Source organism: Kitasatospora sp. NPDC001664 (assembly GCF_053596675.1).
This window is the reverse complement of sequence record NZ_JBSFGS010000018.1, coordinates 78,093-90,912: the sequence shown is the minus strand read 5'-3', so window position 1 is coordinate 90,912 and position 12,820 is coordinate 78,093. Positions and strand designations below refer to the sequence as shown.

Sequence of the window (12,820 nt, the reverse complement as noted above, 5' to 3'; positions counted from 1 at the left end):
CCGCCCCCACCCCCGGATGAGGGAGCGTCAGCTCACCGTCGCGGTGCGCCGGCCCCTTCGGGTGCCCTGCGCTGGGTCGGCAGGCTGACCAGCGGCGCCCCGGCGAAGCGGCGCCGGGAGCGGACCCGGAGTGCGGCGGTCAGCAGGAAGCAGAGGCCGACCAGCGGGTAGACCGCTGCCGGGAGCTGGGCGATCGGCGACAGGTGCAGGTCGAGGTCGCCCTTGTGCGGGACGAGCCACATGCCGAAGGACACGAAGGCGAGCAGGGTGGCGCCGAAGATCGGCCGCCACCGCAGCCGCCGGACCAGGGCCGGGCGGGAGCGCTCGTGCGCGGCCTCGGCGGCCAGCAGCACCAGCACCGGGACGCACCAGACCCAGTGGTGGGTCCAGCTGATCGGCGAGATCAGCACGGCCGTGACGGCGGCGCAGCAGACGCCCCAGGCCTCGGCCCGGGGGGCCCAGCGCGCGCTGCGGTAGGCCCAGGACGCGGTGGCCAGACCCGCCACCGCGACCACGGCCCCGGCCAGGGTGGCCACGGTGCCCGGTTCGGCGGTGTGCAGCAGGCGGGCGACGGCGCCGCGCACGGACTGGTTGTCGACGATCTCGGTCTTGCCGACCCGGGAGGAGTCGTAGAGGTACTTGGTCCAGAAGCCCCAGGTGGCGTCCGGCAGCACCAGGGCGCCGATCAGGAAGGTGCCGAGGAAGGTGAAGCCCGCCACGAAGGCGGCCCTGATCCGGCCGGTGATCAGCAGGTAGACCGCGAACAGGCCGGGGGTGAGCTTGATCCCGGCGGCGATGCCGATGGCCAGGCCCTTGGAGCGGTGGCCGTCGGGCCGGGTGAGGTCCCAGAGGATCAGGCAGGCCAGGGCCAGGTTGATCTGGCCGTACCGCAGGGTGGTGAAGACCGGCTCCAGCCAGACGCCGAGCCCGGCCACCAGCACCACGCCGACCGGGCGCAGCTCCTTGCGCGGCCAGCCGACCAGCTTGAAGGAGAGGTGGGCCAACAGGCCGAGCAGCGCGACGTTCCCGAGGGTGATCGCCACCCGGAGGAACGGGACGCCGAACCAGGTGGTCGGCACGAAGAGCATCGCGGCGAACGGCGGGTAGGTGGCCGGCAGGTTCCACTCCGTCACCCGCAGGGCGTAGAGGTCGGTGCCGTTGGCCACGGCGGCTCCCTCGGCCCGGTAGACGATCATGTCCACCATCGAGGTGCCGACGAAGTGCCGCAGCACCGCGTAGACCAGCAGGGAGAGGACGGCGACCACCGAAGCGGTCACCATGAGCCGCCTGGGTGCTTCCTTGACCGCCTCCCGGACGGCCTGCGGGGTGGCCCGGAGGGTACGGGCGGGTGACGGGGAAGGCGCCCGTTCCGGGGCCTCGCGCTGTTCCTGCGCCGTTGTCACGTTCCGCTCCGTCCGCCGGTCGACCAGCTTGCGACCTTACCCGACGGTCCGCGGCCACGGCCCGGCGAGCGGCCGGGCAGACGTTGGGCAGGCGGTCGGGCAAGCGGCCCGGCGAGCGGCCGGGGCCGTCGAGCACGGCCGGGGGCTCCTGACCCCCCGTGAGGTCAGGAGCCCCCGGCCGCTCGGGACGGAGGGAGCGTCAGCCGGTGTAGGCGCCGAGGGCCCGGGTGAAGTCCAGCGGCTGCTGGGCGATGCTGCTGCAGGTCGCGTCGGCGGCCGGCTTCGGGCCGCCCGGGCAGGCCTTGTCGCGGGTGCCGGACCACATCGAGAGCCAGGCCAGGTGCTTGCCCTTGGCGAACGCGGCCAGCTCGGTGGCGTCGGCCACGGTGAAGACCTCAGTGGAGACGTCGTTCACACCGATCATCGGGGTGACCGCGACCTTGGACCAGGCCGCCGCGTCGGACAGGCCGAGCACCGACTTCAGCTGGGCCTGGGTCGCGGTGGCGGCGTCGATCGCGTACTTGCCCATCCGGCCCTGCGGGTTCGGGGCCGCGCCGGCGCCGTAGTCCATCGCCATCACGTTCACCGCGCCGATCGCCACCCCGGCGGCCTTGGCGTTGGCGACCAGGTTCACGCCGTCCTGGGTGAGACCGCTGGGCAGCACCGGGAGGGTGAAGGAGACGTCCAGCGGGCGGCCCTTGGCGGCGGCGTTCTTCTGGAGCTGGGCGATGGCCTGGGCACGGCGGGTGTTGGCCGCGGTGTCACCGAGCGCACCGCCCTCCACGTCGAAGTCGACCTTGGTGAGGGCGTAGGCGTCCACGGTCTTCTGGTAGGCGGCGGTGAGGTCCGCCACCGAGGTGCAGGCGGTGGCGAGCTCGCTGCCGTTGGCGCCGCCGAAGGAGGCCCGGACGTCGCCGCCGATCGCGCGCAGCGCACCGATCTGGGCCGCCACCGGGTCAGCGGCGAGGTCACTGACGCCGCCCCACTTGGGGGTGCAGCCGCCGCCGGAGACGACGAAGGCGAGGTTGAAGTTCTTCACGCCGCCGGCCTTGGCGGTGGCCACCAGGTCGAACGGGGGCCAGAGGGAGGTGTCCACGTACGGGGCGAAGTGAGCCGTCGTCACCGGCGGGGCGGTGGTGCCGGTCGGGGACGGGGTCTGACTGGGCGTCACGGTCGGGGTCGGCTTGACCGTGGCCGTCGCGGACGCGGACGCGGAGGCAGAGGCGGACGCGGACGGAGAGGTGGAGGCGGTCGGCGTGGTGCTCGGGCGGCCGGAGGGGGTGGGCGGCGGGGTGCTGCCGCCCTTGCACGGGGAGTCGTTGACGGTGCAGTTGGCCGGCTCGGCCTGGGCCGCGCCGCTGCCCTGGACCACGAAGCCGACCTCGACGGTCTTCCCCGGCTCGATCCGCTTGTTCCAGGACTGGGCCTTCACGGTGACGTGCCGGCCGGTGGCGCTGAAGGTGGCGTTCCACAGCGAGTCGATCCGGGCCCCGTCGGGGAGGTCGAAGCCGAGCGTCCAGTCGTCGATCGCCGCACTGCCCGGGTTGGTCACCAGGTACTGGCCGGTGTAACCGGACTCCCAGGTGCTGGTCCGGCTGTAGACGGCGCCGAGGCTGGCCGCGCCGGCCGAGGTGGCGAAGGTGACGGCGGCTCCGGCGGCGAGCACGGTGGCCAGGGCGGCCGCGAAGGCCACCGGCCCCTTGCGGCTGCGGCGGCGGTGTCCCGAACGGCGGGTGGGCTGGCTCATCTGCTCGCTACCTCCGGCGTCACCGGAAGCCCCACGCCTCCGGACCCGCCAGACGCTAGCCCGGCCGGACCGGCCGGAAGCCGTCCCTCAGCCAGCCGAACACCTCCCTTACGGCGCCGTTAAGGAAGAGCGGTGGGGGCGCGGCGAAAGTGGTCACCCCGGGGGCGCGAGGAACTGCGCGCGGGGGAACGGCACCACGTGCAACTGGCTCGCCTGCCCCGACCTGGCACTGGTCCGCCTTCCGACTCGCGCAGTTCCTCGCGCCCCCGGGATCACCACCTGCGTTCCCCGCGCCCCTGGTGCAATCACCCCGGCCGACGCCACGCGCCGAACCGTGCACGCGCCCCCGGCAGGGGGTCAGCGGACGACGGTCTGGACGTCCGGGTGGTGGCCGTTCCAGGTGGCGAAGACGGAGTTGGTGGCGCCGTCCTTGGTGAAGTCGACGCGGAGCCACTTGTCGCCCTGCCAGATCTGCATCTGCCAGTCCTGGTCCGGTGTGGCCGAGACCAGTTCGGCGGTGGTGGGCTGCATGTCGAGCGCGACCCGGCCGCCGGGGACGCGGTAGCTCTTGACCGAGGAGACCGCGGCCGCGCTGCCGGGGGCCGACGCGGCGGCGCTGCCGGGGGCGGCGGGCTTCTTCGCCGGGGTGCGGCCGGGGGCCGGGCTGGTGGGGGCGAGCGGGGTGGCGGAGGGGGTCGGCGAGGCGCTCGGGGACGGTTCGACGGCGGTGGGCGGGGCGGGGGTTGACGGTGCGTCGGACGAGGGGTGGGCGGCCGAGGTGGGGAGCTGGAGGGCGGAGGGCTGTTCGAAGGCCGTCTCGGCCAGCACCGCGTGCACGCCGAACCAGGACAGCGCCACCGCCGCCCCGGTGGCAGCCGTCCAGGCGCCGAGTTGTACGAGTCCGTTCCGCATCGCGTCCACATCCTGCCGTACCGCCGCGACCGGCTGGCGTGCAGGTCAGGGAATCGGCAGGGAAGTTGCACAAATGACACCGAGGTGGCAGGGAGCGGCCGTCCGGCACTCCTGCCAGACCGACCGAGGTACAGACCACTGCTCCGGGATGGACTAGCCTGCGGCCCCATGGCAACAGTGCTCGTGGTCGAGGACGACCCCTTCGTACGCTCCGCCCTGATCCGGCACCTGGCCGATTCCGGCCACGCGGTCAGGAGCGTCGGCACCGCGCTGGAGGCGCTCCGCGAGGTGGCCCAGGTCGGGTGCGACCTGGTGATCCTGGACCTCGGTCTGCCGGACCTGGACGGCTCCGAGGCGCTGAAGATGATCAGAGGGCTGACCGACGTCCCGGTGATCATCTCCACCGCCCGGGACGACGAGGCGGAGATCGTCCGGCTGCTCAACGACGGCGCCGACGACTACCTGGTGAAACCTTTCTCCGTCGAGCACCTGACGGCCCGGATGGCGGCGGTGCTGCGCCGCTTCGGCGGTGGCAGCGCCCCGGCCGGGCGGGTGCTGCGGGTCGGCGGACTGGCGATCGACGTGCAGCGCCGGGAGGCCCTGCTGGACGCCCGGCCGCTGGACCTGACCCGGCGTGAGTTCGACCTGCTGGCCTTCCTGGCGGCCAGGCCCGGGGTGGTGGTGCCGCGCAAGGAGATCCTGGCCGAGGTCTGGCGCCAGACCTACGGCGGGGACCAGACCATCGACGTGCACCTGTCCTGGCTGCGCCGCAAGCTCGGCGAGACCGCCTCCAAGCCGCGCTACCTGCACACGGTGCGCGGCGTCGGGGTCCGCCTGGAGGCGCCCGCCGCTCCGGCGCCGGACGGCGGGGAAGCGACGTGAGGCGGCGCGACCGGGTCGGCGGGGGCGGCCACTCGCTGCGCTGGGCACTCGTCAGGGCAGCGGTGGCCGGGACCACCATGGTCGCGCTGGCCTTCCTGATTCCGCTGGGCCTGATGGTCCAGCAGACCGCGCGGGACCGCGCCTTCGCCGCCGCCGAGCGGCAGGCCGCCGCGCTCGGCCCGGCCCTGGCCATCACCACCGAACAGGACGCCATCGCAAGGGCGTTGGCCTCCACCGACTCGGCCACCCAGGAGCGGGTCGCGGTGCACCTGCCGGTCACCGGGTTCGGCCCGGGCACGGTGGTCGGCCACAGCCGGGCCGCGCAGTCCTCGGTGGCGGAGGCGGCCGGCCAGGGCCGCTCCGGGCAGGGCCGGTCCTTCGTGGCCGCGGCTCCGGGCGGCTTCGTGCTGCTCAAGTCGGTGGCGGTGAGCGGCAGTCGGGTCGCGGTGGTCGAGGTGTTCGTGGCCGAGGAGGAGCTCGGGCACGGGGTGGTCACCGCCTGGCTGGTGCTCTCGGGGGTGGCGGTCGGCCTGGTGGCGATCTCGGTGCTGGTGGCGGACCGGATGGGCTCCCGGATCGTCGGCTCCTCCCGTCGGCTGGCGGCCGCCGCCCGTTCGCTCGGGAGCGGCAACCTGGCGGTCCGGGTGCCGGTGGACGGCCGGGAGTCCGAAGGCCTGCCGAACGAGCTCCGGGAGGCGGCACACGCGTTCAACGCGATGGCCGACCGGGTGGTCCATCTGCTCGCCGCCGAAAGGGAGTTGGCGGCCGACCTGTCGCACCGGCTGCGCACCCCGCTGACCGTGCTCCGGCTGAACACCGCGTCGCTGGGCAGCGGCGACGCGGCGGACGCGGCCCGGCACGCGGTGGCCCAGCTGGAGCGCGAGGTGGACCAGATCATCCGGGCCGCCCGGCGCTCCCCCGAGGACGTGCCGCAGGTGGCGATCGGCTGCGACGCGGCCGAGGTGATCCGCGAGCGGGTCGGCTTCTGGTCCGCGCTGGCCGAGGACGAGGGGCGCCGCTGGCAGCTGGCCGGGGCGGAGGGCGCCGCACCGGTGCCGGTGCAGCGCGGCGACCTGGCGGCGGCGGTGGACGCCCTGCTCGGCAACGTCTTCCGGCACACCCCGATGGGCACCGCCTTCTCGGTGGACGTGCTGGTCACCGAGGGCTCGGTGATCGTGCTGGTCGGCGACGCGGGGGCCGGCTTCGCCGACCCGGAGGCGGCGCTGCGCCGCGGCGAGGGGCAGGGCGGCGAGGGCTCGACCGGGCTCGGACTGGACATCGTCCGCAAGCTGGCCGAGACCACCGGGGGCGATCTGGCGCTGGGCCGCTCGGCCGGCCTCGGCGGAGCCGAACTGCGCCTGCGCCTGGAGACCAGGCCGACCGTCCCCCGCCCGGCGCGCCGCCGCCGCTGAGCCGGCCTCCGGCCAGGGGCGCGGGGAACTGCGCGCGGCGGAAGCAGGACACCCGTGTGCCGGGTACGGGCACCCACTTGCAGGTGGTTCTCCGTACCCGGCACACGGGTCGGTGCCTTCCGATTCGCGCAGTTCCTCGCGCCCCTGGCTGCGCTCCGGGCGGCCTGGGCGGCGCGTCGGCTAGTGCTGCAGCAGGTGCGGCGGGGCGGGGCGGTAGCCCGGCAGGTACGGGCCCGGGTAGGCGGTGCGGTCGGCGAGCAGGTGGCGGGCCGGGCCGGGGGTGCCGAGCACGGCGAGGACGGCGGTGCCGTAGCGGTCGCCGAGTTCGAACGGCTCGGTGACCGAGCGGGCGCCCCGGTCCACCGCGTAGTCGTACGCGGCGTAGGCGTCCGGCACTTCGATCACCAGGTCCAGCAGCGAGTCCCCGTGCCGCTCGACGTGCTCGGCGATCCGCCGGGCGTGTGAACTCCCCGGTGCCAGCGCGGAGCTGACGACCAGCCGGGTAGGTCCGGACTCCAGGACGTAGGAGAGCACCGAGGGGCAGCCGGTGGCCGGACCGGCCCACGCGGTGCAGCGCATGGCGAGCGAGACGGCGTAGTGGCGGGCGACGAGGCGGGCGTCCCGGACGGCGTAGACGGCGTCGGTGCGCAGCGCCGCGAGCGGCCCGGGCCCGTCCGGGTGGAGGACGTGCGGTGCGGTGGAGACGTCGGTCAACGAGTACCTCCCCGGTGGGCCGGTCCGAGCCCCGCGGCCCGGTGTGGGGGCCCGTTCCGCGGGGCGGTGCAGGGAGCGTCCCGTCCGTGGCGGCGTTACGCAACCGGTGCTCCCGGTCCTGGGCAAGCTGCCGCCCCGGGCCGGAGAATGGCGGTCACCGCTGGACAGTTTGCCCACCCCCACGGGCACCGCCCCACCACCCCCACCCACGGACGGAGCAGCAGCCGTGCAGACGCCGAACGACGCCATCGACCAGCTCGACGGCAAGCTGATCAGGCTCCTCAGCGAGGAGCCGAGGATCGGGGTGCTGGAGTGCTCCCGCCGCCTCCAGGTGGCCCGCGGCACCGTGCAGGCCCGGCTCGACCGCCTGCAGTCCCGGGGCGTGATCGGCGGCTTCGGCCCGCAGGTGGACCCGGCGGCGATCGGCTACCCGGTGACGGCCTTCGCCACCCTGGAGATCTCCCAGGGCCAGGGGGTGGACGTGCGGGCGCACCTGACCTCGGTCCCGGAGGTGCTGGAGCTGCACACCATCACCGGACAGGGCGACATGCTGGTGCGGATCGTGGCCCGCTCGAACGCCGACCTCCAACGGGTGATCGACCGGGTGGTGGGCTTCGACGGGATCGTCCGGGCCTCCACCGCGATCGCGCTGGAGAATCCCGTACCGTTCCGGGTGCTGCCGCTGGTCGACCAGGCGGCACGCGAACAGACCGCCCGCGAGCAGGCCGCCCGGGACCAGGCGAGTCAAGATCGACTCCATGACACCCGCACCGGCGCCTGAGCGCCGCAACCCTGACCTTCCGTCACCTGATCTGCCGTCACCTGACGCCCCGTCATTCGACCGCCCGCCGCCCGGCCGCCCGTCGCCGGAGCGCCCGTCGCCGGAGCGCCAACCGCCGCCGACCCTGATCGCCTCCGCGCAGCGGGCGCTGCGCCTGCTGGAGGCGGTGGCCCGCTACCCGCGCGGCGCCACCGCCAAGCAGCTGGCCCGGGACACCGGGCTGGCCCTCGGCACCGCGTACCACCTGCTCCGCACGCTGGTGCACGACCGCTACCTGGAGCGCCTGGAGGGCCGGTACCTGACCGGTCCCGCGGTGGCCGGGCTCTGCCGGGAGGAGGGCCCGGCGGCCGGGCGACGGCGCCTGGAGCGGATGCTGCGCCGCCTGAGCGACGAACTGGGCGCGGCCGTCTACCTCTCCCGCCACCTGCGCGGCGAGGTGGTGCTGGTCGCCTCGCACGCCGCGCCCGGGGCGCCGACGGTGGACCTCTCCGGGTTCCGGGCGGGCGCGCACGCCACCTCGGCGGGCAAGACGCTGCTGGCGCTGATGTCGGCCGAGGAGCGGCGGGCCCACCTGGCCCGGTACCCGATGGTGCCGTTCACCCCGTACACGCTGCGCGACCCGTCCCGGCTGCCGCTGCTGCCCCGGCAGGGTCCGCAGCGGGCGGCGCCGATCACGCAGTACCAGGAGTTCGCCCTGGGGGCGGCCGGGGCGGCGGTGCCGATCGTGATGGGCAGCGGGCTGGCCGCCTTCTCCGTCACCCTGCCGATGGCCCAGGCGCACCGTTTACCGCAGATCGCGGCCCAGCTGCGGTCCCGCCTGACGGACGACCTCGCGGCGGCGGCCTTCGGACTCTGACGCCCCCCGGGGAGACCTCCCCGGGAGCCGCCCTCCACCACACCACGGGGCGGACCCACGGGTGCCCGCGTCAGCAGGCGGGCACCGCACCGCCCTCGTTCAGCGCGGTGAGCGCGGCGACGGATCCGGCCAGGGTCTCCACCGGCACCAGCCGCAGCCCGGCCGGCAGGTTCACCTTGGCCTCGGAGCACTCGCTCCTGGGGACCAGGAAGACGGTCGCCCCGTCCCGGGCCGCGGCCTGGGTCTTCAGCGGCACCCCGCCGACCGCGCCGACGTTGCCCTGATCGTCGATGGTCCCGGTGCCGGCGACCACGCGGCCCCCGGTCAGGTCACCGCCCTTGCCGTCACCGGCCAGCTTGTCCACGATGCCGAGCGCGATCAGCTGCCCGGCGCTCGGCCCGCCGACCGCGCCCAGGTCGACCTTCACCTTGACCTGGGCCGGCGAGAGCTTGAGGTAGTTCAGGGCGGCGGTGGTGGCGCTGTCCTGGGAGTCCGTCATCTGTTCGGCCGTCACCTGCTCGGCCTTCTCCGGGTCCGTGTCCGGGTAGACGGCCTCGGAGGGCAGCACGGCCTCGTCCGGGTCGAGCCAGGCGCTCAGCGCCTCGGCCAGGCTGAGCCGCTCGCCGGGGTTGGTGGCCGAGATGGTCACCATCCGCAGCTGCCCGCTGGTGGTCCGCACCGGCGCCCCGGTGACGGTCAGCACCGGCCGGTCCTGGTAGGAGCCGAGCACGTCCGCGGTGTCGCCGGGCATGGTGAGCGTGTAGGGCAGCGGCACGAAGGCGGCCGTCCCGAACAGCGCCGCGACCAGCACCCCGCACAGGGTCAGCGCACGGGCCCGCGGCCCGGGCAGCCGGCGGGCGCGGGGGGCCGGGGACGGGTTCTGGTCGGGCACACCGAGATCGGACACACCGTGATCGTACGGGGTCGCCTCCGCCGCCGGGCCCACCGCCGGGCGTTCGGCGGCGGGGTGTCAGGGCGGCACGTGCGGTGGCGGGGCGTCAGGGCGGCGCGAGCGGCGGCGGGCCGTCGGCGCAGGGCGCTCAGCGCAGCGCGTCGGCCACCTCGGTGGCGGCCTCCACCACCCGCGGGCCGACCCGCTCGGGCACCAGGCCGTTGAGCATCACCACGCCGACGCTGCCCTCGATGCCGCTGAGGCCGATCAGCGCGGCGGCGGCGCCGCTGGCGCCGGACTGCTCCTCGGCGCGGGTGATCACGAAGCCCTGGTCGGGGCGGCGCTGGCCGGGGAAGTTGCGGGCCTCCAGGATGGCGCGGCCGGCCGCGCTCTCGTCCAGCGGGTGGCGCAGGCCGGTGCGGTAGGCGACGTGGAAGTCGGTCCAGCTGGGCTCGACCACGGCGACCGCGAGCGCCTCCGCGCCGTCCACCAGGGTCAGGTGGGCGGTGGCGCCGAGGTCCTCGGCCAGGCTGCGCAGCGCGGGCAGCGCGGCCTCGCGCAGCAGCGGGTGGACCCGGTGCGCGAGCCGGAGCACGCCGAGGCCGACCCGTGCCCGGCCGCCGATGTCGCGACGGACCAGTCCGTGCTGCTCCAGGGTGGCCAGCAGGCGGTAGACGACGGTCCGGTTGACGGCCAACCGTGCCGCCAACTCGGTCACGGTCAGGCCGCGTTCGGAGTCGGCGAGCAGCTTGAGGACCCGGACACCACGGTCCAGGGTCTGGGAGGTCTCGGCAGTCACGACGCGCATTCCTTTCTGCGGCGGTCACCTGGCTCCGGGCAGGGGGAACCGGAGCCGGAGACCGGGGTGTCGCGCGCAGGTGGGGGTTTTCCGCGCTGAGGCGGTGCGTCGGCTCCTTCGACGAACGCACAGCCTTGCGGTGCGCCCGTCCCGACCGCGGGTGGTCGTTCGAGAGAGCGTGGGGAGAAAGTAGTGAACGGAGACCGCACAGCGGAAGGCCTTGTCCAAAATTCGGTCAACATCCGTTATCGAACGCGCGCCAAAAGCGGACATCAAGCCCATTTCCCAAGGGCAAATCAGTCGTGCGTTCGAAGGAATTCCGGAGTCCGGACACGGGCGGTGTGAACGGACGGTGTGAACGGACTCCGGACGGGGGCCGTCAGTTGGCCCACTCCTTGACCTTGGCGATCCGGGCCTTCAGCTGGTTGGCGGTGGCCTGGGCGGTGAGCGGACCGCCGCACTGGCGGCGCAGCTCGTTGTGGATGGTGCCGTGCGGCTGGTTGGTCCGGTGGTGCCAGGCGGCCACCAGGCCGTTCAGCTCCTTGCGCAGGTCGCGCAGCTCCTGATGGGTCACCACCGGACGCTGCTCGGCCGGGAGTTCGAGCAGGTCGGCCTCCTCGGCCGGCTTGCCCTTGGAGCGCTGGATCTGCCGGGTCTGGCGCTTCTGCAGCAGCATCTGCACCTGGTCCGGCTCCAGCAGGCCCGGGATGCCGAGGTAGTCCTCCTCCTCCTCGCTGCCCGGGTGCGCCTGCATCCCGAACTCCATGGAGTTGTAGAGCACCCGGTCGAAGACCGCGTCCGAGCCGATCGCCTCGTAGCTGAACTCGTCGCCGCCCGCGCCGTCCGGGCCGTCGTCGGCCCGCTCGGCCTCGGCGAGCAGCCGGTCCTCCTCGTCGAAGAGGCCCTCGCCCTCCTTCTTCGGACGGTCCAGCACGTGGTCGCGCTGGAGCTCCATCTCGTTGGCGAAGCCGAGCAGGGTGGGCACGGTGGGGAGGAAGACCGAGGCGGTCTCGCCGCGCTTGCGGGCGCGCACGAAGCGGCCGACGGCCTGGGCGAAGAACAGCGGGGTGGAGATCGAGGTGGCGTACACCCCCACGCAGAGCCGGGGCACGTCGACGCCCTCGGACACCATCCGGACCGCGACCATCCAGCGCGAGGTGCCGGCCGCGTAGTCGGAGATCCGCTGGGAGGCCTCGGTCTCGTCCGAGAGCACCAGGGTGACCTTCTCCCCGCTGATCTCGCGCAGGATCTTTGCGTAGGCCCGGGCCACGTTCTGGTCGGTGGCGATCACCAGGCCGCCGGCGTCCGGGATGGCCTTGCGGACCTCGCTGAGGCGCTTGTCGGCGGCCTGCAGCACGCTCGGGATCCACTCGCCCTGCGGGGCCAGCGCGGTCCGCCAGGCCTGGGCGATCAGGTCCTTGGTCATCGGCTCGCCGAGCCGCGCCTCCAGCTCGTCGCCGGACTTGGTCCGCCAGCGCATGTTGCCGCTGTAGGACAGGAAGATCACCGGGCGGACGACGTGGTCGGCCAGCGCGTGCCCGTAGCCGTAGGTGTAGTCGGCCACCGACTTGCGCAGGCCGTCGGTGTCCACGCCGTACTGGACGAAGGGGATCGGGTTGGTGTCGGAGCGGAACGGCGTCCCGGTCAGCGCGAGGCGCCGGGTGGCCGGTTCGAAGGCCTCGAAGCAGGCCTCGCCCCAGGACTTGGAGTCACCGGCGTGGTGGATCTCGTCCATGATGACCAGGGTCTTGCGGGCCTCGGTCCGGTTGCGGTGCAGCATCGGGTTGACGCCCACGCCCGCGTAGGTGACCACGATGCCGTGGTACTCCTTCGACAGCGGGCCGGAGGAGTACGCCGGGTCGAGCTTGATCCCTATCCGCCCGGCCGCCTCCGCCCACTGCTTCTTCAGGTGCTCGGTCGGCGCGACCACGGTGATCTGCTGCACCAGGTGGTTGTGCAGCAGGTACGAGGCCAGGGTCAGGGCGAAGGTGGTCTTGCCGGCGCCGGGGGTGGCGACCGCGAGGAAGTCCCGCGGCTGGTTCTCGACGTACTTGTCCAGCGCACCCTGCTGCCAGGCCCGGAGCTTGCCCGCGGTGCCGTAGGCGGCACGGCTGGGGAAGGCCGGGGACAGGTGGTGCGAGCCCGCGTGGGCGGCCTTCGCCGCGGTGTGCGGCTGGGCGTCCGAGAAGAGCGGGGTCATGGCGGAGCTGGCGGCAGTACTCACGGTCTCCGAGGGGGGATCGTCGCAGGTCAGGGCCGTTGTGGCAGGCCCGATCCACGGTGGGACGGCGGTCGGACAACCCGCCTAGCCTACCGGGGCCCGGCCGGGAGGGCGGCCCGACACGGGCGCCGCGCGGGTGCCCCCGGGGCCCTGGTCAGCGGCTTCCGCGGGCCCCTTCCGGGGCCTCCCGGGGAGCCCCGC

General features: G+C 74.2%; 11 protein-coding genes. 4 read left to right on the top strand and 7 right to left on the bottom strand.

The annotated features are described in order from the left end of the window. Window positions 1-32 precede the first annotated feature (32 nt). From ACWCYY_RS24830 to ACWCYY_RS24820, 3 genes are all read right to left on the bottom strand, one after another. On the bottom strand, window positions 33-1,403 hold the full coding sequence (locus ACWCYY_RS24830) for a glycosyltransferase 87 family protein (protein ID WP_449797290.1): 1,371 nt from the start codon (window positions 1,401-1,403) through the stop codon (window positions 33-35). Between the two features lie 199 nt (window positions 1,404-1,602). Continuing rightward, complete coding sequence (locus tag ACWCYY_RS24825) at window positions 1,603-3,150, bottom strand: cellulose binding domain-containing protein (protein ID WP_449797289.1); 1,548 nt, start codon at window positions 3,148-3,150, stop codon at window positions 1,603-1,605. Between the two features lie 357 nt (window positions 3,151-3,507). After that, window positions 3,508-4,062 (bottom strand): hypothetical protein, encoded by a 555-nt coding sequence (locus ACWCYY_RS24820; RefSeq protein WP_345290401.1) that lies wholly within the window; start codon window positions 4,060-4,062, stop codon window positions 3,508-3,510. Between the two features lie 168 nt (window positions 4,063-4,230). Here ACWCYY_RS24820 and ACWCYY_RS24815 point away from each other — a divergent pair, with 168 nt between their 5' ends. Together ACWCYY_RS24815 and ACWCYY_RS24810 are read left to right on the top strand one after the other, a co-directional pair. Further along, window positions 4,231-4,944, top strand: a complete 714-nt coding sequence (locus ACWCYY_RS24815; protein ID WP_345290400.1) for a response regulator transcription factor — start codon at window positions 4,231-4,233, stop codon at window positions 4,942-4,944. Between the two features lie 35 nt (window positions 4,945-4,979). Further along, on the top strand, window positions 4,980-6,356 hold the full coding sequence (locus ACWCYY_RS24810; RefSeq protein WP_449797330.1) for an ATP-binding protein: 1,377 nt from the start codon (window positions 4,980-4,982) through the stop codon (window positions 6,354-6,356). Between the two features lie 180 nt (window positions 6,357-6,536). Here the strand turns inward: ACWCYY_RS24810 and ACWCYY_RS24805 are convergent, their stop codons facing one another. Continuing rightward, complete coding sequence (locus ACWCYY_RS24805; protein ID WP_449797288.1) at window positions 6,537-7,070, bottom strand: VOC family protein; 534 nt, start codon at window positions 7,068-7,070, stop codon at window positions 6,537-6,539. A gap of 226 nt (window positions 7,071-7,296) precedes the next feature. Here ACWCYY_RS24805 and ACWCYY_RS24800 point away from each other — a divergent pair, with 226 nt between their 5' ends. Next, on the top strand, window positions 7,297-7,851 hold the full coding sequence (locus ACWCYY_RS24800) for an Lrp/AsnC family transcriptional regulator (RefSeq protein WP_449797287.1): 555 nt from the start codon (window positions 7,297-7,299) through the stop codon (window positions 7,849-7,851). Beyond that, the gene (locus ACWCYY_RS24795; RefSeq protein ID WP_449797286.1) at window positions 7,829-8,707 is read left to right on the top strand and encodes a helix-turn-helix domain-containing protein; all 879 of its coding nucleotides are present in this window, start codon (window positions 7,829-7,831) and stop codon (window positions 8,705-8,707) included. Before ACWCYY_RS24800 ends, ACWCYY_RS24795 begins: the two co-directional genes overlap by 23 nt. Before the next feature lie 70 nt (window positions 8,708-8,777). On the opposite strand, the gene ACWCYY_RS24790 is transcribed toward ACWCYY_RS24795, so the two are convergent. The 3 genes from ACWCYY_RS24790 to ACWCYY_RS24780 form a co-directional block, all read right to left on the bottom strand. After that, a complete protein-coding gene (locus ACWCYY_RS24790) occupies window positions 8,778-9,557 on the bottom strand; it encodes a S16 family serine protease (RefSeq protein WP_345290457.1) in 780 nt (259 codons plus the stop codon). Between the two features lie 190 nt (window positions 9,558-9,747). After that, complete coding sequence (locus tag ACWCYY_RS24785; RefSeq protein ID WP_345290396.1) at window positions 9,748-10,398, bottom strand: IclR family transcriptional regulator; 651 nt, start codon at window positions 10,396-10,398, stop codon at window positions 9,748-9,750. A 379-nt stretch (window positions 10,399-10,777) separates the two neighbouring features. Continuing rightward, on the bottom strand, window positions 10,778-12,598 hold the full coding sequence (locus tag ACWCYY_RS24780) for a DEAD/DEAH box helicase (protein WP_345290456.1): 1,821 nt from the start codon (window positions 12,596-12,598) through the stop codon (window positions 10,778-10,780). Window positions 12,599-12,820 lie beyond the last annotated feature (222 nt).

Excerpts from the sequence above, each read along its gene's own strand:
- ACWCYY_RS24795 (WP_449797286.1), top strand. The coding sequence starts at position 7,829 with ATGACACCCGCACCGGCGCCTGAGCGCCGCAACCCTGACCTTCCGTCA.
- ACWCYY_RS24825 (WP_449797289.1), bottom strand. The coding sequence starts at position 3,150 with ATGAGCCAGCCCACCCGCCGTTCGGGACACCGCCGCCGCAGCCGCAAG.
- ACWCYY_RS24815 (WP_345290400.1), top strand. The coding sequence starts at position 4,231 with ATGGCAACAGTGCTCGTGGTCGAGGACGACCCCTTCGTACGCTCCGCC.
- ACWCYY_RS24820 (WP_345290401.1), bottom strand. The coding sequence starts at position 4,062 with ATGCGGAACGGACTCGTACAACTCGGCGCCTGGACGGCTGCCACCGGG.
- ACWCYY_RS24780 (WP_345290456.1), bottom strand. The coding sequence starts at position 12,598 with ATGACCCCGCTCTTCTCGGACGCCCAGCCGCACACCGCGGCGAAGGCC.